Consider the following 21154-nt stretch of genomic DNA (forward strand, 5'->3'; position numbering starts at 1 on the left):
GGGGATAAATCCCCTCGCCACGGGTCTCTCACCCATTGCCGACAACCTGCCAATCCCCGACATTCCCTCTAGGAGCAAATCCTGCAGGAGACTACAATCGCCACCCCGCCTCGATGGCTGATCTGCCCCGCCCATGCTGACTTGTTCCGTTCACCCGCTCCCCTATCGCGCCAACCCCGCCGAGTACTTCGCGGCGATTCGTCATGCCCCCGGTGCCGTGCTGCTCGACAGTGGCCGCCCAAGTGCCGAGCGCGGGCGTTATGACTTGCTCAGTGCCTGGCCGCTGGAACAACTGGCGGTAATGCCTGACGAAAGTGGTGCTGATTTCCTGAAGCGCCTTCGCGACAATCTGACCCGACTCGGTGAAGCATCTGTTCCTTTAGACCTGCCCTTCGCCGGTGGCCTGATCGGCTACCTGAGCTACGACTTCGGCCGGCACCTGGAAAACCTGCCGAGTCAGGCGCGCGATGACCTGCAATTACCTGATGCGCGTTTCGGGCTGTACGACTGGGCGCTGATCAGTGATCACCACCAGATGACCAGCCAGCTGATGTTCCACCCGTCACTGATCGACAGCGAACGTCAGCGCCTGATCGCGTTGTTTAGCCAGCCTGCGGTTGAACCGGTTGAACCGTTCAAACTGAACGCCCCGATGAGCGCCGACCTGAGTGCTGATCAATACCGACAAGCGCTAGAGCGTATTCAGCAGTACATCCAGGCTGGCGACTGCTATCAGGTCAACTTTGCCCAGCGTTTCCGCGCCGAGTGCCAAGGGGATCCGTGGACCGCGTATGTCGCGCTACGGGCGGCCTGCCCGACGCCGTTTTCCGGTTTTCAGAGCCTGCCTGACGGCGGCGCCGTGTTGAGTCTGTCACCGGAGCGTTTCGTCAAAGTCAGCGAACGCCACGTGGAAACCCGGCCGATCAAAGGCACCCGCCCTCGGGGCCTGACCACCGCCGAAGATGCGGCGAACGCCGCCGAGCTGCTGGCCAGCCCCAAGGACCGCGCAGAAAACCTGATGATCGTCGACCTGTTGCGCAACGATCTCGGTCGTACCTGCCGCATCGGTTCCGTGCGGGTGCCCGAGTTGTTCAGCCTGGAAAGCTATCCGAACGTGCATCACCTGGTGAGCAGCGTGACCGGTGAACTGGCGGATAACCGCGATGCGCTGGACCTGATCGCCGGCAGCTTCCCGGGTGGTTCAATCACCGGAGCGCCGAAGATTCGGGCGATGCAGATTATTGATGAGCTGGAGCCGACCCGTCGCGGGCTGTATTGCGGTTCGTTGCTGTACCTGGACGTACGCGGCGAGATGGACAGCTCCATCGCGATTCGCAGCCTGCTGGTGAAGGATGGGCAGGTGTGTTGCTGGGGCGGTGGCGGGATCGTGGCTGATTCGGAGTGGCAGGCTGAGTATCAGGAATCGATTACCAAGGTGAAAGTGCTGCTCGATACCCTGCAGAGCCTCTGACCTAAACCGTTCCCTGTATGTAGGAGCGAGCTTGCTCGCGAAGAACTTGAAGGCGGCGCTTGTTTCCAGACAGCACGCGTCATCGTTCACGTTCATCGCGAGCAAGCTCGCTCCTACATACAGGGATCGGGTTTACAGGCTTAGTGCCCGGTTGGAAGCCTTGATGAACTCCTGCTTCAACTCCGCAAAACTGTGCACCGCCGGAAACTGCGGGAACTCACGAATCACGTTATCCGGTGCATGGAACAGAATTCCGGCATCCGCCTCGCCCAGCATCGTGGTGTCGTTGTAGGAATCCCCTGCTGCGATCACCCGGTAGTAAAGGCTTTTGAACGCCAATACCGACTGACGCTTCGGATCTTTCTGACGCAATTGATAGCTGGTCACCCGCCCGGAATCGTCGGTAATCAGACGATGGCAGAGCAAGGTCGGGAAGCCCAACTGACGCATCAGCGGCTGGGAAAATTCGTAGAACGTGTCCGACAGAATCACCACCTGAAAGCGCTCACGCAGCCAGTTGACGAACTCGATTGCGCCATCGAGTGGCTTCAGCGTGGCAATCACTTCCTGAATGTCGGTGAGTTTCAGGCCGTGTTCGTCGAGAATCCGCAAACGTTGCTTCATCAGCACGTCGTAGTCGGGAATGTCCCGGGTGGTCGCCCTGAGGGATTCGATCCCGGTTTTTTCGGCAAAGGCGATCCAGATTTCCGGGACCAGCACACCTTCAAGATCCAGACAGGCAATTTCCACAAGACACTCCCATTTGTAGTGATTATTGAGTCGAGCGAGCAAAAAGACTGCCGAACTCTAGCGACTCAAGCCATCCTGCGCAACGCAGAGGGCGCACCAGACTTCGCAGGATTTTGTTACCATCTGGCCCATATAGAGCGCCCAGCGCCACCGACCTGTAGGAAGCCGCCCTGATGAGCCCATCGTTCGATGTTGTGGAACTCGCCACGACCTATGCCAACAAATCCGCCCAGGACATCCTGAAACTCGCGTTTGCCGAGTTTGGCGATGACCTATGGATATCTTTCAGCGGCGCCGAGGACGTGGTGCTGGTGGACATGGCCTGGAAGCTGAACAAGAACGTCAAGGTGTTCAGCCTCGACACCGGCCGCTTGCACCCCGAGACCTATCGCTTCATCGATCAGGTGCGCGAGCACTACAAGATCGACATTGAACTGGTGTCACCGGACTACACGAAACTTGAACCGTTCGTGAAGGAAAAGGGCCTGTTCAGTTTCTATAAGGACGGTCATGGCGAATGCTGCGGCATCCGCAAGATCGAGCCGCTGCGTCGCAAACTGTCCGGAGTAACTGCGTGGGCCACCGGCCAACGCCGGGACCAGAGCCCTGGCACTCGCAGCGCCGTTGCAGTACTGGAAATCGACACTGCGTTCTCCACCCCGGAACGCACCCTGTACAAATTCAACCCGTTGGCGCAAATGACCAGCGAAGAGATCTGGGGTTACATCCGCATGCTGGAGCTGCCGTACAACAGCCTGCATGAACGCGGTTTCATCAGCATTGGCTGCGAGCCTTGCACCCGCCCGGTGTTGCCGAACCAGCACGAGCGTGAAGGTCGTTGGTGGTGGGAAGAAGCGACGCAGAAAGAATGCGGGCTGCATGCAGGGAATATCATCAGCAAATCCAAGGCGTAACCGCCGGTTTAATGCAATTCCCTGTAGGAGCGAGCTTGCTCGCGATGAACCTGAGAACGCCGCGGGGATGTCAGGCTTGCCGCGTTATCGTTGACGACCATCGCGAGCAAGCTCGCTCCTACAAAACGTGTACACATGACTGTCACCATAGGTGCCATTTATGTGTGCACTTTTTGTTTCTGCGCCCTGAAAAGTTACATCCGCCTTTCCTGACTTCCCCAGTCGACCTTCCGCGCAAACTTCACTGAAAAGTAAATACCTGCTCAATCGGTCAATTTATATCGCCTTTATTTCAATAACTTATCTCTAATCGATAACAAAACGAAATCAGCAGCGAAATTTATAGATCGAGAGCTGGCATGGATCTGGCTTAAGTGCATACATGTTTTGTATACAATCAACTCAAAACATACACACACTTTAGATCCGCAAGCCTGAAGCGCCCTATCCCGTACAGGCTGCAGATGCCCCGTAACCAATGATGCTTTTTGCCCGCGACGAAGATTTGTCGAGCCCACGCTCAAGCACAGTCATCGCGACGCCAAGCTTCAGGAGTCTGCCGGAATGCGTACTAGCCTCTCCAATAACAACATCGCGCTGGATCTGCCCTCCTTTCCACCCACCTCCGCCCCTCACGATCAAACGTATCTAGATCCTGTCGTGCTCAGCCCTCGCTTGCACAACAAAGACCTGGCGCCGACCAAAGCTGAGGGTCGACGCTGGGGGCGCTACAGCATCTTCGCCCTGTGGACCAACGACGTTCATAACATCGCCAACTATTCCTTCGCCATCGGCTTGTACGCGCTGGGCCTGGGCGGTTGGCAAATACTCTTGTCCCTGGGGATCGGCGCGGCGCTGGTGTATTGCTTCATGAACCTGTCGGGATACATGGGCCAGAAGACCGGCGTGCCGTTTCCTGTCATCAGCCGGATCAGTTTCGGCATTCACGGAGCGCAAATTCCTGCATTGATCCGCGCCGTTATCGCCATCGCCTGGTTCGGTATCCAGACGTACCTCGCATCGGTGGTCTTTCGTGTATTGCTGACGGCGGTTCATCCGGGGTTCGCCGACTACGACCATAACTCGATCCTTGGTTTGTCGAGCCTGGGCTGGGTGTGTTTTGTGGCGATCTGGCTGGTGCAGCTGGGCATCCTCGCCTATGGCATGGAAATGGTCCGCCGCTACGAAGCGTTCGCCGGGCCGGTGATTCTACTGACCGTCGCCTCGCTCGCTGCGTGGATGTACACCCAGGCCAACGCAACCATTGCCTGGTCGATCCGCGAACCGCTGAGCGGCGGCGAGATGTGGCGCAACATCTTTGCCGGTGGCGCGTTGTGGCTGGCGATCTACGGCACGCTGATTCTTAACTTTTGCGACTTCGCCCGTTCTTCGCCGTGCCGCAAGACCATCAAGGTCGGAAATTTCTGGGGCCTGCCGGTGAACATTCTGGTGTTTGCCAGCATCACCGTCCTGCTCTGCGGCGCGCAATTTCAGATCAATGGCCACATCATCGAAAGCCCGACGGAAATCATCGCCTCGATCCCCAATACCTTCCTGTTGGTACTCGGTTGCCTGGCCTTCCTGATCGTCACCGTGGCGGTGAACATCATGGCCAACTTCGTAGCCCCGGCCTTCGTGCTCAGCAACCTGGCGCCGAAGTACCTGACGTTCCGGCGCGCCGGACTGATCAGCGCGACCATTGCCGTGCTGATTCTGCCGTGGAACCTCTACAACAGCCCGCTGGTGATCGTGTACTTCCTGTCCGGCCTCGGCGCCCTCCTCGGCCCGCTGTATGGGGTGATCATGGTCGACTACTGGCTCGTACGAAAAGGTCAGGTCAACGTACCGCAGTTGTACAGCGAAGATCCCAACGGTGCTTATTACTACAGCCGAGGGGTCAATTTGCGCGCCGTAGCGGCGTTCATTCCCGCAGCGATGATCGCGATTGCCCTGGCGCTGATGCCTGGTTTCCATAGCGTGTCGCCATTCTCCTGGCTGATTGGCGCCGGGATTGCGGGGATGCTCTACCTGATCATCACCAAGCGGCAGTCCCATTACGCCGACGTCAGCGGTGAAGCCATCGCGGTCGATAACGTCTGCCATTAATCCATCGCGGCCCAGCGCAGCCGGGCCGCAGAACCACCCCGTTTGTAAGGACCTCCCATGCGAATTCTCGTGGTCAACGTCAACACCACCGAATCCATCACCCAGGCCATCGCACGTTCGGCACAATCCGTGGCTGCGCCTGGCACCGAAATCATCGGCCTGACGCCCTACTTTGGTGCCGACTCCATCGAAGGCAATTTCGAAAGCTACCTGGCAGCGATTGCCGTCATGGACCGGGTGATGTCCTACGACCAACCCTTCGATGCCGTGATCCAGGCCGGTTACGGCGAGCACGGCCGCGAAGGTTTGCAGGAATTGCTCAACGTACCGGTGGTGGACATCACTGACGCGGCGGCCAGCACCGCAATGTTCCTCGGTCACGCCTACTCGGTGGTCACGACATTGGACCGCACCGTGCCGCTGATCGAGGATCGGCTGAAATTGTCCGGGTTGTGGGATCGATGCGCATCGGTACGGGCCAGTGGGTTGGCGGTACTGGAACTGGAATCCGATCCTGAGCGTGCGTTGGAGGCAATCATTCGTCAGGCGGAACTGGCAGTGCTTGAAGACAAGGCCGAGGTGATTTGCCTCGGTTGTGGCGGGATGGCCGGGCTGGATGAACAGATTCGCCAGCGTACTGGCGTGCCGGTGGTGGATGGCGTGACGGCGGCGGTGACGATTGCCGAATCGTTGGTGCGGCTGGGGTTATCGACATCGAAGGTGCGCACGTATGCGACACCGCGGCCGAAGAAAATCATTGGCTGGCCGGGGCGGTTTGGCAGGTAGACCGCGTTATCGTTCATCGCGAGCAGGCTCGCTCCCACAGTTGATGTGTGTCGCACACAAATCCCCTGTGGGAGCGAGCCTGCTCGCGAAGGCCGCGCCTCGGTATTAAGCCAGACTCATAGCGCGCTAAACCGTGCGCCCAACCCCTGCTCCGCAAACTGCTCAATAATGAAATCCACAAACGCCCGGGTCTTGCCTGGCAACAATTTGTGCTCCGCGTAATAGATAGAAATGTTGCCATCGTCGACATACCAGTCCGGCAACACCCGCTGCAACGTCCCGGCCTCCAGATAACCGGATGCGAACGGCATGCTCACCAGCGCAATCCCCAAATCCTGGACTGCCGTCGCGCAAGCCGCTTCCGAATCGCTCATGGTCATCCGCGCCTTTAGCGTCAACGGACTGTGTTGCTGAGTGCGACTGGTCAACTGCCAGGATCGAACGCGACCAGTCTGCGGTGACCGAATCAGAATCCCGTCATGATGTTTGAGATTATCAGGCTCAACGATCGGCTCCCGCCCCGCCAGATAGTCGGCTGACGCCACCAACACCCGATGCGCCGGCGTCAGCTTGCGCGCCACCACGCCCTGAGGCAGTTCAAATCCGCCACCAATCGCCGCATCGAAACCTTGGGCGATCAGGTCGACCTGGCGGTTATCGAAATGCCAATCGGGATTGATCGCCGGAAAGCGCCGCAAAAACTCCCCGAGCAACGGCACGATGTAGAGGCGCCCAAACACCGTGCCCATGCTGACTTTCAACGTACCCGCCGGGCGCCCTTCGGCGCTGGCGAGATTGGCCACTGCGTTCTGAATCGTGTGCAGGCTGGCGCTGACTTCGCCGAGAAACAGATGGCCGGCTTCCGTGAGCGTCAGGCTCCGAGTGCTGCGCTGAAACAAGCGCACACCCAGTCGCGCCTCAAGCTTGGCGACGCTCTTGCCCACCGCCGCCGGGGTCAGGCTCAGGCGACGCGCGGCTTCGGCGAAACTGCCGACCTCGGCGCTACGTACAAAGCATTCGATACTGCTGAAGGTTTCCATAGGCACGACTATAAACTTCTGGTTTACACAGACTATCGCAATTACCGTCTACACAGCGGGTAATCCTGAATCGATACTAGGCTCCATCAACCGAGACATCTCGCCTCGGGACTTTGGAGATCGATATGACTACTCAGAACCTCAGCGGCAAAGTGGCGTTGATTCAAGGCGGGTCTCGCGGCATCGGCGCAGCCATTGTCAAACGCCTGGCCGCTGAAGGCGCGACGGTTGCCTTCACCTACGTCAGTTCCACGACCAAAGCCGAAGCACTGCAAAACAGCATCATCGGTAGCGGCGGCAAAGCGCTCGCCATCAAGGCCGACAGTGCCGACGCCGAGGCCATTCGCAGCGCCGTGACCGCTACCGTTGAAGCCTTCGGTCGCCTGGACATCCTGGTCAACAACGCTGGCGTGCTGGCCGTGGCACCGCTCGAGGACTTCAAACTCGAAGACTTCGACCAAACCCTCGCCATCAACGTACGCAGCGTGTTCATCGCGACACAGGCCGCTGCCAAACACATGACCGAAGGTGGTCGCATCATCAACATCGGCAGCACCAACGCCGACCGCATGCCCTTCGCCGGTGGTGGCCCCTACGCCATGAGCAAATCAGCATTGGTCGGTTTGACCAAAGGTTTGGCCCGCGACCTCGGCCCGCGTGGCATCACCATCAACAACGTGCAACCGGGTCCGGTCGACACCGACATGAACCCGGCCGACGGTGACTTTGCCGACAGCCTGATCCCGTTGATGGCCGTAGGTCGTTACGGCAAAGCAGAAGAAATCGCCAGTTTCGTCGCCTACCTTGTAGGTCCTGAGGCTGGCTATATCACGGGTGCCAGCCTGACCATCGACGGCGGTTTCGGCGCTTGATGAATTAAACGCATCCAAATGTGGGAGCGGGCTTGCTCGCGAAAGCGGTAGGTCAGGCAAATCAATGTTGCCTGACACGCCCTCTTCGCGAGCAAGCCCGCTCCCACATTTGCCAGCATCCTTGCGCCTATCGCGTTAAGCCCATTCGAGCGCCGGTAAACCACAAGCGCTCGGTTTAAACGCTTTCAGCGTACGAAGAATGCCATCGGCATGTGCGTATTTTTCATCGGCCATCGCCGCATCGGGAATGGCAATCGCCGTCATCCCCGCCGCTTTCGCCGCCGTGACGCCGAACGGTGAATCCTCGAACACCAGGCAATGCTCAGGGGCGACACCCAAGCGTCTCGCTGCCGTGAGGAAGATATCCGGCGCCGGCTTGGCGGCGGTGACTTCCGGGTCATCGGCGGTAACGATGAAGTCGAACAGCGCAAACCAGTCGCGGTGCAAGGTGGTTTTCTGGCCGAACGACTGGCGCGAAGAACTGGTCCCCACTGCAATCGGAATATTGTTGGCCTTTAAATGCCGAACCAACTCCTCGGCGCCGGGCATCGCCAGCGCTGTAGGAAAACGCTCGCGCATCAGCGGCTCGCGGATAACCAGAAACTCCTCGGCGGTCATCGGCAGGTCCAGCGCCTCGACCACATAACGCGCCAGATCACCCGCGCCACGGCCAATGATGTTCTGTTTGACGCTCCAATCGAAAGTCCGACCGTAGCGCTCGGCGATGATGGATGTGACCTCGGTGTAAATACCTTCGGTGTCCAGCAGCAAGCCGTCCATATCGAAAATCACAGCCTTGATCGGGCCGAGTGCTTTCAGCGGTGCATTCATCGCATCTGATCCGTTTTTAATGACATCCCAGGCGGCTCAGGTACGGCCAGCTCCGTGATCGATTAAAGGTTTCAGCAGCATAGCGAGCGCGGCTGGTATAGAGCAACGGCCAAGGTCCGACACCAAGCAAAATTTAGCGATTCGCCCTACACCAAATACCACCTTTCCCGACTTCTTTCCTTGTAGATCCCCCGCACAGTCTCGCGCTCCAAATTGATCCGCGCGAGGGGCTGCGAATGTTCGTTCCTGACAAGGTCCTGGCCTTGAACAATGCCATCGGGCTTCTGGTCGTCGCCGCCATGAACCCCGAGCAGCCGAATGTCGAAGCGCTGCTGAGTGACTTTCGACTCTGCCTCAATGACTACGACACCTGGGCTGAAGCCTTCTGGACGGGCACGGCGCTGGATATCGAGCAGGTGTTCAAGGTCGGCAATGAAGTCCGGCTTATCGCGCCCAAAAACTCCACCACACCGATGAGCTCGACCGTTACTTCATGCCCGGCCAGCGGTCCGTTGACGTTGGTGCATATGTTCGACGCTGCGCGGTTTGTACCGATCGGCAATACGCCGGTGATGCTCGAACCGTTGATTTCCGACGTGGCAGGTGCTCAGACGTTCGGCGAGCCGAGGTATCACCAGATTGGCCCCAGCGGCATTCTGGAAATCTCCGATTGCGAGCGCAGCCTGCGTTATCGCATCACCTTCTTTCCCGACGTTTCCACTGATCACGTCAAAGCGCTTTATGCCTCTTATCAAGGCGTCATCAGCCACCTGGAAGGCTGGCTGCGTCACGAGTGGACAACCGAATTCGAACCCTCATGGGCCGCGTTCTCCGGGGCTGGTTTTACTGATCGCTACCGCATGCTGCAACGGGCCGACTGGCGTGGTTTCGAGAAGTCGCTGCACGGTGTGTGGGATGACGTGAAGCAGGTTTACGCCCTGGTGTCGGACCTGCAAGCCAACAGCGAAAAACTCCTTGAGTACCTGACCGAGGCCGAACTTGAGTCATTGCTGAACGCTTCGTCTGAAGCCATCGCCAATGTGTTGCTGATGTTGAGTGACGAACCCTTGATGTTCATTCATCTCGCGGCCTTCACCAGTTGGCTGAACATGTTGCCGCCGCAATACATCGCCGAAGTCGTCGCGGAAATTCGCACAGAAATACTGATTGGTTTCCTGCTGGCGTGCCTCACCGGCCCTGCGGGTTTGACGCTCGGCATCAGCGCCAAAGTGCTGAGCAAAATCAAGTCCGTACGAGCCCGACAATGGCTGGCCGGCATGGGTTCGCGATTGGCCGAACTGACGGCCAGGACTGACCTGACCGATCACGCCAGCGCGCTCAAGCCCTTGATGGTCAATGCCAGAAATGCACCGCTGACACCTGCGCCTGTCATTCCGTTGCAAATCACCGCCGGTGAATCACCAGCAGTGCGGGTGAAAAATCCCGTTGCCATTGCTCGCAACAAGTCTGAACCCAGACCCGCCTGGAGCGGCAGGAACATCGCGACGAGGCCTCGGACCAGGCGAAAAACCCTAATGGCGATAGCGCCGATTGCGCACCGTTGACCTGTACCAGCGGCTGCCCGGTGTCGATGGTCACCGGCGAAGAACTGCTGACACTGACCGATGGCTCGCTGGACGGGATTTTGCCCTTCGACTTTACCCGGCTCTACCGCACCAGTGCGGCGGAGATTGATTGCGGCCTCGGGTTCGGCTGGAGTCATTCCCTCGCGCATCGGCTGGAAATCAATGGCAATACCGTCATCTGGATCGATCACGAGAACCGCCGGACGACCTTCCCTCTACCCAGTGTCGAGCGCCCGACTATTCACAACAGTCTATCGCGGGCAGCGATTTACCTGGGGGGCGAACCTGAGGAACTGATCCTCGCCATGACGGGCGAGGCAGCGCGGTTCTACCACTTTCGTACGGGACGATTGACGGCAATCAGCGATGCCTTTGGCAATCGGCTTACGGTGCAAAGGGATTGCGCTGACAGGATTCAGCGTCTCGACAACGGCGCCGGGCGTTCGCTGCGGTTGCGCTACGAGCGCCGACAGATAGTCGCCGTCGACTATCAGAGCTTTCAGCCGGCTGCCACGCAGGAAGATGCCTGGAAAACCGAGCAAACACTGGTTACCTACCGCTATGACGCCTGCCATCACTTAGTCGAAGCGATCAATGCAGCGGGCGAAAACGAACGCTACGACTACGACAACCAGCACGTCATTCTTCAACGGCAGCTGGCCGGTGGGGCAAGTTTTTATTGGGAATGGGAACGGTCTGGCAAAGCCGCGCGATGCATCCGGCACTGGGCGTCGTTTTCGCAGATGGACACCTCCTACGCCTGGGATGACAAAGGCAGTGTTGTTGTTAAACACGCCGATGGCAGCGAAGAGGTTTACCAGCACGACGATCAGGCGCGGCTGGTGCGGCGGGTCGAGCCCAATGGTGCAGAACACCGCAAGGCCTACGATGACAAGGGCCGGTTGATTGCCGAACAGAGTCCACTGGGGGCGATTACCCACTACCACTACGACGAGATCGGACGGCTGACCGCTCTGATTCCGTCCGAAGGCGAGCCGACGTCCTACGAATATCGCAACGGTTTCCTGCTGGCGCGGTATCGCGGCAAAGCGGTGTGGACGTATCAGCGAAACGCCCAGGGTCAGGTGATCGAGGCGAGCGATCCCGAGGGGCACGTCACCCATTACCACCACGATGCCCAAGGGCGATTGCTGTCGATCCGGCACCCGGACAACAGCCGCCACACCTTCACCTGGAACGGGTTGGGCCAGCTGGTCGAAGAAACCTTGCCGGACGGCGGTCAACGGCGTTTTTCCTACGATGTTTTGGGGCGGCAGATTACCCGTCAGGACGAACACGGTGCCGTTTTCCAGTACCAATGGGATGCCGTCGGACGACTGATCCAGACGATTTTTCCTACCGGTGCCAGCCGCGCCTTCAGCTACAACGCCTACGGCAAGATCACCGCCGAACGTGATGAACTGGGCCGCGTTACCCGCTTTGAGTACGCGGATGAACTGCACCGGGTCAGTCGCCGGATCAATCCCGATGGCACGCAACTGCGTTATCGCTACGACAACGCCCAGCTACTACTGACCGAGATCGAAAACGAATCCGGCGAAAAATATCAGCTGGACTACACGCCAAATGGATTGATCCGACAGGAAACCGGCTTCGACGGTCGACGCACCGCGTATGCCTACGACCTCAATGGTCATCTGCTGGAAAAAACCGAATTCGGCGACGATGGGTCGCGACTGATTACCGCCTATCAACGTGATTCTGCGGGACGCCTGCTGGTCAAAACCCTGCCCGATGGGGTTAACGTCGAATACCGCTACGACAGCCTCAGTCGACTGGTCAATGTCGATGATGGCCACGACCACCCGCTGGAATTCGAATACGACGCCCAGGATCGCCTGATCACCGAGCATCAGGGCTGGGGCACCTTGCATTATCGCTATGACGCCTGTGGCCAGCTCAACCATGTGCGTTTGCCGGACAACAGCAAACTCGATTACCGGCGCGCCAAGGGTGGCGCACTCATCGCCATCGACCTGAATGGCGCCCGACTGACGTCGCATACCGTTCTCGCCGGCCGCGAACAAAACCGTCAACAAGGTCTGTTGCTCAGCGACTACCAGTACGACGACCAGGGTCGCCTGAAAGCCCACAGCGTCCGCCAAAACCGACAATCGCTGTATCGCCGCGACTATGCCTACACCGCCAACGGCAACCTCGATCACATTGCCGACACGCGACTCGGCCAACGCAACTACCAATACGACCCTCTTGACCGCCTGATCCGCGTCCATCACTCCCGCGACCACCAACCGGAAACCTTCGCCCACGACCCGAGCGGCAACCTGCTGATGCAGGGTCGTCCAGGCCCGACCACCCTCAACGGCAACCGCCTGCTGATGCAAGGCGATCGGCACTACGACTATGACGCCTTCGGCAACCTGATTCGCGAACGGCGAGGCACAGCCCAAAAACTCGTCACTGAATACCGTTACGACTGCCAGCATCGGCTGATCGGCGCCACCCTGCCCAACGGCAGCCAGGCAAGCTACCGCTACGACGCCTTCGGCCGCCGCATCAGCAAAACCGTCGACGGCAAAACCACCGAATTCTTCTGGCAGGGCGACCGCCTCGTCGCCGAAAGCAGTCACGAGCATTACCGCAGTTACCTCTACGAACCCGGCACCTTCCGCCCTCTGGCCATGCTCGACGGCAAAGGCCCGCGCAAAGCGTGCCCGTTTTATTACCAACTCGACCACCTCGGCACCCCCCAAGAACTCACCGACTACAGCGGCGACATCGTCTGGGCCGCCCAGTACACCGCCTATGGCCGCCTCACCCGCCTCAGTCGCGACACCTATCAAGTGCTTGATCAGCCACTGCGCTTCCAGGGGCAATACTTCGATGCGGAGACGGGGCTGCATTACAACCGGCATCGTTACTACAATCCGGAGGTTGGACGGTACCTGACGCAGGATCCGCTCAAGCTGGCGGGCGGGTTGAATGGGTACCGGTACGCGCTGAACCCGACGGGGTGGGTTGATCCGTTGGGGTTGAATGATTGTCCGGGGGTGGGTGGGTGTAAGAGGCCGGTGGCTGGGGATGGGGATCCGGCTGGGAAGGTGGGGGTTGATGAGGGGGGCCCGAAAGTCCCACCCCAAAAGAAAAGAATTATTATTTGTACCGCGGTGACGGTCGAGAACCATGGGAGATTTTTGAGGCTGGATTTGAACCATTGGGGGACAGTAAAGATTTATATCTGCACGCTTTGGATAACCGAAGTCCTCCTAGCTACTTTGTCAGCACCTCGATTGAAGAGAAAGAGGCAAAAATATTTGCCACAGGTTACGGACTTGCCGACGGATATGTTTATGTATTAAAAAACATTCGCGGAATCGATGTAAATAAAGAGCTAGGCATCCTGTCGCCGCATAGACGCGAGGTTGAAATAGCATTTCCAGGAGGAATAAAAAATCACGATATTGTCGGCGCCACGCCTGTATACGATGACGGCAGTTACAAAGGCTATTCAATACCCAATCCGTTTAGGAAATAATGATGAAACCAATTGAGATATTCATAAATACCCAAGGGGTGGTAGAGACTGCCACAGTCGAATGCGATAGAAAAAAACTCACCCTCACATTCACAATGCAAAACGGCTTAAAAAAAACCTATTCCGCTTATGACCTTTACGCATGCTTTGGCATGTTGAGAGCCGACCATCCTGAGATAAAGTTTTTATGTAAGGGTGCCAAATTAAATGTTCACCCTTCACGAATGTCTTCTCAAATGTCAAACGGCTTAGTCGCATATGAACTTAAGCTTGGAATCCCCAGCGAAGAAGAGGACATAGTAAGAATTTTTGACTACGACGACGAAAGCATTACCAGCAACATCGAGGAACAAAGAGCTTTTTATAAAAAATGGATTGACTCCTTAGCAATTTCATCGACAGAAGAAACTGATGAGAACCCTCTAAAAAACAACCAGTAATATATTTATCTAAATTTATCAAAATATTTCTTGGCGACCAGAAAATTTCGTAACAGCCAAGCGAAACCTATAAATTCTCATAATACAAAATCACAATTAAAAACTATCAACCACTTTTTCAACTTCTGAAATAAAACCTTCAACTCACAGAGTAAACACCATGAAACACCACATAAAACTAAAAATCGGAAACATCATTGAAACCGCCACGTTAAACGAGAGTTTCAGCTCGCTAACATTCTCACGAAAAAATGGATTTAAGAAAACCTACACAGATCACGACCTATATTTATGCCTAGCACAAATCCGACAAGAATTCCCTGATATAGAATTCCTTTGTAAAGGAGCAAAGATTAATGTATTTCCATCACGAATGTGCTCCCAGATGAGCAATGGCGCAGTAGCGTATGAATTGACAATGGGAAAGCAGGCACTGAGAAGCGATGTGGTGCATATATTTGACTATGAGGAAAACAATCTGACAAACGACCCAAATGTGCAGAAAGACTTCTTTTTGCGCTGGGTTGAGTCTGATATTTCGGAGGAATGATGCCGGGATCTTTTCAAGAGCTATCAGGATGGATCCTCGACAAAATGGCGAGGATCCCGGCGTCTTAACTCGGTTCCCCCGAACAATCATCCCCGGCAATATCCGGATCCGCCTCAACATCACCACGCTTCACACCAACATCCGGCACCTGCTCCACTGCAGTGTCGTCATCATCAGGCGGACGTTGATCTCGACTCAACGAATCGGTAGGTGACGGCAGCGGGTATTCAGGGGTGTCATCGATGTCGGCGTCTTTCGGATCAGCGTTCATAAGCACCTCTCGAAGGGCCTGAAAAGCAGACCTTGAAATTTCGAGGACCCAATTAGGCGAGCGTTCGATAAAAGAGACGATCGGTCGACCTGAGCGCCAATCAGATCAATTGTCGTCTACGTCGTCTTCCTCCTCTTCTTCATACTCGATGTTTCCGACATCGCCTGCGTCATCCGAATCATTGAGCGGCACAGTCGCGTCATCCATCAGTGAACCCGGATCTTCGTTGCCCGGGTCGTTGATGAATGGAAGGCCGCTCGGGCCTTTTTCTTCCTTGCCTTCGGTTTCTGGAGTCATGGCATGCCTCACAACATTCAGGGGTGTATCACGTTCGAGGCGGCCTACGGCCAAACGTTCCGACCGCCTACGGACAGATATGAAAAACCCGGCGCTGGGAGCCGTAACGCAATCTGTAATTGAATGGACTCGCCCAAGCCTACGTTCGGCTGTGTGTAGGAGCGAGCTTGCTCGCGATGGTCGTTCAGCCACAGAAAATGTGTCGGATGTTCCATCTTCGCGAGCAAGCTCGCTCCTACACGCAGCCGAACGCAGGCTTCGCCAGCTGCTACCAAGAGGGTGTTTCGCTTGAGATTTTCTTAACTGACTGGCATTTGGCGCTGGGCCGGGGTTCTGTGATCAGTCGATGTCGAATTAACGATGTTTATATTTGTGCTTATGTTTGTGGCCGCCACCGGAATGGGAGCCGCCATTGTCACTGCCCAGGTTGTTGCCGACCGCGCCACCCGCCGCGCCACCCAGGCCTGCGCCGATGGTCGAACCGGTTGAGCCGCCGAGGCTATTGCCGATCACCGAACCACCCGCCGAGCCTAACCCTCCGCCCACCGCTGCTTCTGTGCGACTGCCCTTCTTCGCACCCACTGCGCTACCGGCCGCGCCGCCCACGCCGGCGCCAATCGCCGCGCCGGTGCTGCCGCCCATTTGTCCGCCCACTACGTTACCGAGTGCACCACCAAGACCACCGCCCACTGCGGCGGTGCCGTCACCGGCCGCCATCGCGCCCTGGGCGACCAAAAGTCCAAAAACAAACGCAGACAACGTCAAACGTCGAGCACTTAAACTTTTAACTTTCTTGCCGCTGGCTTCCGGTGTCATGGTGTGCGTCCTTTCTTCATGGGGTATATGGGATTCGAGGCGCTGGAGTTAGAAACGTTCATAAACCAAAAAGCCCGGCATCAAGCCGGGCTTTTTAAGCTGATCGATCAGGATCAGTGACCCTTGTGACCTTTAGCCAGATTGCTGCCTACGCCGCCGCCCAATGCGCCACCCAGGCCTGCACCAATGGTGGAACCGGTCTTGCCGCCCAGGCTGTTACCGATGATCGAACCACCGGCCGCGCCGACACCGCCACCAATGGCTGCTTTAGTGCGGCTGCCTTTGCGTGCTGTAACAGCACTGCCCGCCGCGCCCGCCACGCCAGCGCCGATTGCTGCGCCGGTGCTGCCGCCCATTTTCTGGCCAACCACATTGCCCAACGCGCCACCCAGACCGCCACCCAGCGCGGCAGTGCCGTCGCTAGCAGCCATCGCCCCTTGAGCAACCAAAAGCCCCAAAACCAGAGCGGGCAGTGTTAAACGCATGACGTAAACCTCAAAAAATAGAGAACCGAAAGGCCGGGGATTAAATGCTCTAGAGAAGGTAGCGTCCACACAAAAATCCGTCGCCACCTCGCTAATCGCGTCGATTGGACAGCTTTTATGGAAAAGGTTTTATGACAGGCAAAAAAAAAGCCCGCTGGGGAACGGGCCAGGTGTTGCTTTCTAACGGATGAGCTGAGCCTACGTAGCGCGGTGTGAAAAGTTTGTGAAAGTCGCAACGTCCAACATTTCCAGTCACCCCACCCTTCAGGCTTGAAAAAACCCCGCTAGATGGCGGGGTTGGTCTGGTGGTGGATTACTTCCTGACAGGAGTCGCTACCTTGGGCAAAAATTTCGCCTTCGGCCCCTGGGGCGCCATAGATTTCATCTTGCCGAGCTTGGCCTCATCATCACCAAAGCCCACCACATATTCGGTCTGGCCACACTGCACGCAATTGTTGATCGGAAATTCTGCCCCATCGTCTTCGATATACGGATCAGCCATATTTCGCCCCTCTCAAAAGCGGGATCGATACCGGCAAGCCCTTTTTGCCTGGAAAATATCGACCACCAAGCTTTTGAGACTAGCCGGTCATTACTGGACTTGTAATTCAGTTGCCTGTGCGCCCGACGAATGGCCTGTTTCTGACTGACCTCAACAGGCCTCAAGGCAACCGGGATAAATACTCGGCCAACGCGTCAAACGCCGGCAACGTAACGGGGTCGTTGGCCGAATTGCTGGCGACTGGATGCGACGCGTAGCGAACAATCACCATCTCGGCCTTCGGGTCGACATAGATGCGTTGCCCATGGACCCCGCGCGCCATAAATGCCCCGCCGTCCTTGTTCGTCACCCACCACATCGACCGGTAACTCCAGCCTTTCAGCAGCTCATAACCCGCCTGGGCGAAGGCCTTTTTGTCGCCGCCTCGGCGTATATCGTCCACCACTGTTTTCGGCACGATTTGCTCACCGTTGTACGTGCCGTCATTGCGCAACATCTCGCCAAACCGTGCCAGATCCCGCAGCCCTGTATTCAACCCGCCACCCGCAAACGGGGTGCCGATGGAATCCACCGTGAAATAGGCATCCTGCTCAGCCCCCAGCCGACTCCAGATCCGTTCCGACAACAACTGTGCAACGTTGCGTCCAGTGACTCGAGCGATCACCCAACCCAATACATCGGTGTTCACGGTCTTGTAGCCGAACGCGCTGCCGTGTTTGCCTTGCAGCTGTACCGTTTGCAAAAACTCGTAGTAACTTCGCGGCCCGGTGTAGTCCTTGGGCTTGGGCAAAGGGCTACCAGCCTTGGCATGAGCCCAGACTTCAGCGTTCGGGTCCGCGTAATCCTCGCTGTACTTGAGCGCGGTCGTCATGTTGAGGACCTGGCGCACCGTCGCGCTACCAAACGCCGAAGCCGTCAGTTCGGGGACATAGTCGGCAACGCGTTTGTTCGCGTCGATTCGCCCTTCAGCCACCAACATCGCCCCCAGTGTGCCAATCACGGATTTGGTCACCGACATCGCTGCATGCTGGCCTTCAGGTTTCAACACGCCGAAGTAGCGTTCGTAGACAACTTTCCCGCGATGCATCACCACAATGCCGTCGGTGTAAGTGGTCGCGAGGGATTGTTCCCAGGTCATCGACGCCTTCGCCCCGAGCGGGGTAAAGCTGATGGCATCGATGTCTTTGCGCAGCGCGAACGCCAATGGAACCGGCGCATCGACTCCTCGAGATACATTGATCGTTGGCATCAGTTGGCGGAAATTCGAGACACTCCAGCGCATCGCCGGGAACCGGAAATAGCTGCCATCTTCGAAGCGCACCGTGCGATCGGCTGGCGGTGGAGAGCCAACCATCCAGCCTAGCTTTGCCGGATCGCTGGCGGCGGCGTCGGGGAAGGTTGTAGAGGCGGTGACCAGCGAAGGCATGAAGCACATCAAGAGTACGGTGATGAGCCGGGTATCAAGGAGGGCAGTAGCACGGGGCTTGGGCATGAAAGTCGATTCCATTCGAGGGGCTTCGGCAGTCTAACAGGGGCGCGGTAACGAGCCTTTAGATCGGCCTGTTTCAAGAAGGTGATGGCTCGCCAAGAGGAATATGGCGGGTTACATAGCTGATTAGCTTCTGCAGACTCGTCGTGATCGGCTCATGGCTCGTATCAAGGGCCAGTTCGGGATGTTCCGGCACTTCGTAAGGCGCGCTGACACCGGTGAACTCCAGCAACTCGCCGGCATGGGCCTTCTTGTACAACCCCTTGGGGTCACGGGCTTCGCAGGTCGCAAGGTCGGCGGCGATATGAATTTCATGGAACATCGGGCCGATTGCATCACGTGCGCGTGCGCGATCCTCGCGGTAGGGTGAGATGAACGCGGTAATGCAGATCAGACCGGCATCGGCAAACAAGGCCGCGGTCTCGCCGACGCGGCGGATGTTCTCGGTTCGGTCTATGGCGCTGAAGCCGAGGTTCGCATTCAGGCCTTTGCGCACATTGTCGCCATCCAGCACGTAACAGGAATAGCCCAGCTTCGTCAGAGCGAGTTCCAACGCCATGGCCAAGGAGGACTTACCCGAAGCGGACAGTCCGGTCAGCCACAATACCGCGCCGCAGTGGCCATAGTGCGCTTTGCGGTCCGACGCACTCAGCGCGTGCGGTACGGCAGTCAGGTTTTTATTCATCTTCAAGGACTCGAGGAACACGGCAGAGGGGGTAGAAGTAACTCCGGCCAGCGACGAGCCCAGTCGCTTTCATGGCTCATGCCCGGCACAATTTGACTATGCACGCAGATGCACCATCACCGGCAGTCGGGAAAACACCAGGCGCGTCATCGACCCTGCCGCTATACCCGACTGACGCTGACGGTGGGGGGCCAGCCGGCTACTTTATCTGGACATGCGCTGGCGGCACCGTGATGTTGCCAGCGGCCCAGGCGTCCTCGCGGCTGGCGATTGCCGTGGCGATCGATTGCACTTGGGTCGATTGCACTTGATCCGGCAGCGGGTCGAGCCCAGCGCTGGCGAAGATCTGCCCGTACGCGTTACGCAAATCGGCGTACGACAGGTCGCGACGCAGGTCGGCTTGCAAAGTGTTCAGTTCGCCCTGGATCAGCTCCAGCTCGCCGATACCCGCAGCTTGATGGCGGTTACGTAACTGGCCAAGAATCTGCCCGTCAATGTTCGACAGCTGCTGGTTGGTCTGGAACTGACGCAGCGCTTCGCGGTAGTTGGCATTAGCCACGTAGAGCTGCGCGAGAACCGCGATCGACATTGCCTGACGGCGCGCCTTGGCCACTTCTTCACCGGCCTTGGCAACGTCGATGGCCGCCGGGGCGGAGATCACGTTGAACAGGTTCCAGGTGACTTTAACCCCATAGTCGGCCCACTTGTCGTTAACCAGGAACGAGTTGCTGTCGTAATGCCCGCCGGCGGAGAATTCCAGCCCCGGCAGCAGCCGCAGCATGGCTTTACGAGTTTCGGCGGCACTGATGCGCGTCTGATAATCCTGCTCGCGCAGTTCAGGACGGCTGGCCAGCGCCTCTTGCTCAAGGTTGGCCATACCGACCTTGAGCTCCGGAATCGGGTAGTCCTCCGGCGTCGCCAACGTCAAGTCTGTGCCCATCGGCAGGTTGATCAGGGTCGCCAGTTCGGTTTTCGCCAACGACAGCGCCCGCCGCTGCTCTTCGAGCTGGCGCGTGGCTTCGATCAACGAACGCTGGTATCCCAAAGCCTGCACCGGGTCACCGATGCGCTGCTCGCTCATGCTCTGACTGTTGTTGCGTGCTGCATCGACTCGCGCCATCAGGCTGTCGATCTGCTTGAGCAGGCGCTCAGCGGCCACCGCCCGCCAATAGGCCGAGCGCACGTCCTGAACGATGGTGTTGACGACCTTGCGCCGACGTTCCTGAACTATCAGCCGTTGATCGCCCTGCTGCTTGGCGTTGATATAGCTGACACCGAAGTCGAGGACGTTCCACACCATGGTCAGGTCGGCAACTCTGCGGTCGCGGTCCTGAGAGGTCGATGGTTCCAGGGATTGGGCGCCGGTGCTCACGCTCTGGCTGCTGGAGCCGCTGGTGTTGTTGCGCCCCACATAGCCCGCGTCGAGGGCCATGCGCGGCAGCATGTCGAAACTGGCGAGGTCGAGCTGGCGCTTGGCCAACGCCTCTTCCATGATTTTCAACCGGCCTTCAAGGTTGTATTTCACCGCGCGGGCCATGGCCTGGTGCAGGGTCAATGGGCCGCTGAGGGGTTCCTGATCCCGGTACATGCTCAGCAGATCGCTTTTGGCGCGCTGCTCGCTGACGCCGCGTTCAATTGGTTCACTGGTCACCGCACATCCGCTGACCGCCAGCGCCAGCAAGCTGGCGCCGAATAGTTTCTGACTCTTTTTCATCCTTGTTTTACCCCAGGGTGTCGCACAATTTT

18 protein-coding genes and 1 pseudogene are annotated in these 21154 nt (G+C 57.7%); 8 read left to right on the top strand and 11 right to left on the bottom strand.

Going from position 1 to position 21154, the window contains the following annotated elements; all coding sequences use genetic code 11:
• Nucleotides 1-133 precede the first annotated feature (133 nt).
• Nucleotides 134-1471 (top strand): aminodeoxychorismate synthase component I, encoded by a 1338-nt coding sequence (pabB, locus tag JFU37_RS04695; protein WP_201113456.1) that lies wholly within the window; start codon nt 134-136, stop codon nt 1469-1471.
• A gap of 132 nt (nt 1472-1603) precedes the next feature.
• On the opposite strand, the gene thrH is transcribed toward pabB, so the two are convergent.
• A complete protein-coding gene (gene thrH, locus JFU37_RS04700; protein ID WP_201113458.1) occupies nt 1604-2221 on the bottom strand; it encodes a bifunctional phosphoserine phosphatase/homoserine phosphotransferase ThrH in 618 nt (205 codons plus the stop codon).
• Nucleotides 2222-2394: 173 nt separating this feature from the next.
• On the opposite strand from thrH, the gene JFU37_RS04705 reads away from it, so the two are divergent.
• From JFU37_RS04705 to JFU37_RS04715, 3 genes are all read left to right on the top strand, one after another.
• Nucleotides 2395-3135 (top strand): phosphoadenylyl-sulfate reductase, encoded by a 741-nt coding sequence (locus JFU37_RS04705; protein WP_008042297.1) that lies wholly within the window; start codon nt 2395-2397, stop codon nt 3133-3135.
• 564 nt (nt 3136-3699) lie between these two features.
• Complete coding sequence (locus JFU37_RS04710; protein WP_201113460.1) at nt 3700-5241, top strand: NCS1 family nucleobase:cation symporter-1; 1542 nt, start codon at nt 3700-3702, stop codon at nt 5239-5241.
• 57 nt (nt 5242-5298) lie between these two features.
• Nucleotides 5299-6027 (top strand): aspartate/glutamate racemase family protein, encoded by a 729-nt coding sequence (locus tag JFU37_RS04715; protein WP_201113462.1) that lies wholly within the window; start codon nt 5299-5301, stop codon nt 6025-6027.
• 116 nt (nt 6028-6143) lie between these two features.
• On the opposite strand, the gene JFU37_RS04720 is transcribed toward JFU37_RS04715, so the two are convergent.
• Nucleotides 6144-7067 (bottom strand): LysR family transcriptional regulator, encoded by a 924-nt coding sequence (locus JFU37_RS04720; protein ID WP_201116402.1) that lies wholly within the window; start codon nt 7065-7067, stop codon nt 6144-6146.
• Nucleotides 7068-7192: 125 nt separating this feature from the next.
• Between JFU37_RS04720 and JFU37_RS04725 the strand changes: the two genes are divergently transcribed.
• Entirely contained in the window at nt 7193-7939 is a 747-nt protein-coding gene (locus JFU37_RS04725; protein WP_201113464.1) for a 3-oxoacyl-ACP reductase family protein, read from the top strand.
• 135 nt (nt 7940-8074) lie between these two features.
• Here JFU37_RS04725 and JFU37_RS04730 read toward each other — a convergent pair whose 3' ends face one another.
• Nucleotides 8075-8770, bottom strand: a complete 696-nt coding sequence (locus JFU37_RS04730; RefSeq protein ID WP_201113466.1) for an HAD-IA family hydrolase — start codon at nt 8768-8770, stop codon at nt 8075-8077.
• Nucleotides 8771-9006: 236 nt separating this feature from the next.
• Here JFU37_RS04730 and JFU37_RS04735 point away from each other — a divergent pair.
• The 3 genes and pseudogenes from JFU37_RS04735 (at nt 9007) to JFU37_RS04745 (ending at nt 14863) form a co-directional block, all read left to right on the top strand.
• Nucleotides 9007-13873 (top strand): annotated as a pseudogene (locus tag JFU37_RS04735) (RHS repeat-associated core domain-containing protein).
• A 2-nt stretch (nt 13874-13875) separates the two neighbouring features.
• A complete protein-coding gene (locus JFU37_RS04740; protein WP_201113468.1) occupies nt 13876-14313 on the top strand; it encodes a hypothetical protein in 438 nt (145 codons plus the stop codon).
• A 160-nt stretch (nt 14314-14473) separates the two neighbouring features.
• A complete protein-coding gene (locus JFU37_RS04745) occupies nt 14474-14863 on the top strand; it encodes a hypothetical protein (protein ID WP_201113470.1) in 390 nt (129 codons plus the stop codon).
• 64 nt (nt 14864-14927) lie between these two features.
• On the opposite strand, the gene JFU37_RS04750 is transcribed toward JFU37_RS04745, so the two are convergent.
• The 8 genes from JFU37_RS04750 to JFU37_RS04785 all read right to left on the bottom strand — a co-directional run bounded on the left by JFU37_RS04750 (nt 14928) and on the right by JFU37_RS04785 (nt 21122).
• Nucleotides 14928-15134: a hypothetical protein gene (locus JFU37_RS04750; protein ID WP_201113472.1), complete on the bottom strand. Its 207-nt coding sequence runs from the start codon at nt 15132-15134 to the stop codon at nt 14928-14930.
• A 105-nt stretch (nt 15135-15239) separates the two neighbouring features.
• Nucleotides 15240-15431, bottom strand: a complete 192-nt coding sequence (locus JFU37_RS04755; RefSeq protein WP_201113474.1) for a hypothetical protein — start codon at nt 15429-15431, stop codon at nt 15240-15242.
• A 354-nt stretch (nt 15432-15785) separates the two neighbouring features.
• Complete coding sequence (locus JFU37_RS04760) at nt 15786-16247, bottom strand: glycine zipper domain-containing protein (RefSeq protein ID WP_201113476.1); 462 nt, start codon at nt 16245-16247, stop codon at nt 15786-15788.
• Between the two features lie 113 nt (nt 16248-16360).
• The gene (locus JFU37_RS04765; RefSeq protein WP_201113478.1) at nt 16361-16732 is read right to left on the bottom strand and encodes a bacteriocin; all 372 of its coding nucleotides are present in this window, start codon (nt 16730-16732) and stop codon (nt 16361-16363) included.
• A 313-nt stretch (nt 16733-17045) separates the two neighbouring features.
• Nucleotides 17046-17234 (bottom strand): hypothetical protein, encoded by a 189-nt coding sequence (locus tag JFU37_RS04770; RefSeq protein ID WP_201113480.1) that lies wholly within the window; start codon nt 17232-17234, stop codon nt 17046-17048.
• A 160-nt stretch (nt 17235-17394) separates the two neighbouring features.
• The gene (locus JFU37_RS04775) at nt 17395-18669 is read right to left on the bottom strand and encodes a serine hydrolase domain-containing protein (RefSeq protein ID WP_201116404.1); all 1275 of its coding nucleotides are present in this window, start codon (nt 18667-18669) and stop codon (nt 17395-17397) included.
• A 130-nt stretch (nt 18670-18799) separates the two neighbouring features.
• Complete coding sequence (cysC, locus tag JFU37_RS04780; protein ID WP_201113482.1) at nt 18800-19408, bottom strand: adenylyl-sulfate kinase; 609 nt, start codon at nt 19406-19408, stop codon at nt 18800-18802.
• Nucleotides 19409-19607: 199 nt separating this feature from the next.
• A complete protein-coding gene (locus JFU37_RS04785; protein WP_201113484.1) occupies nt 19608-21122 on the bottom strand; it encodes a TolC family protein in 1515 nt (504 codons plus the stop codon).
• Between the last annotated feature and the right edge of the window lie 32 nt (nt 21123-21154).

The organism is Pseudomonas sp. TH41, assembly GCF_016650695.1.
Taxonomy (GTDB): domain Bacteria; phylum Pseudomonadota; class Gammaproteobacteria; order Pseudomonadales; family Pseudomonadaceae; genus Aquipseudomonas.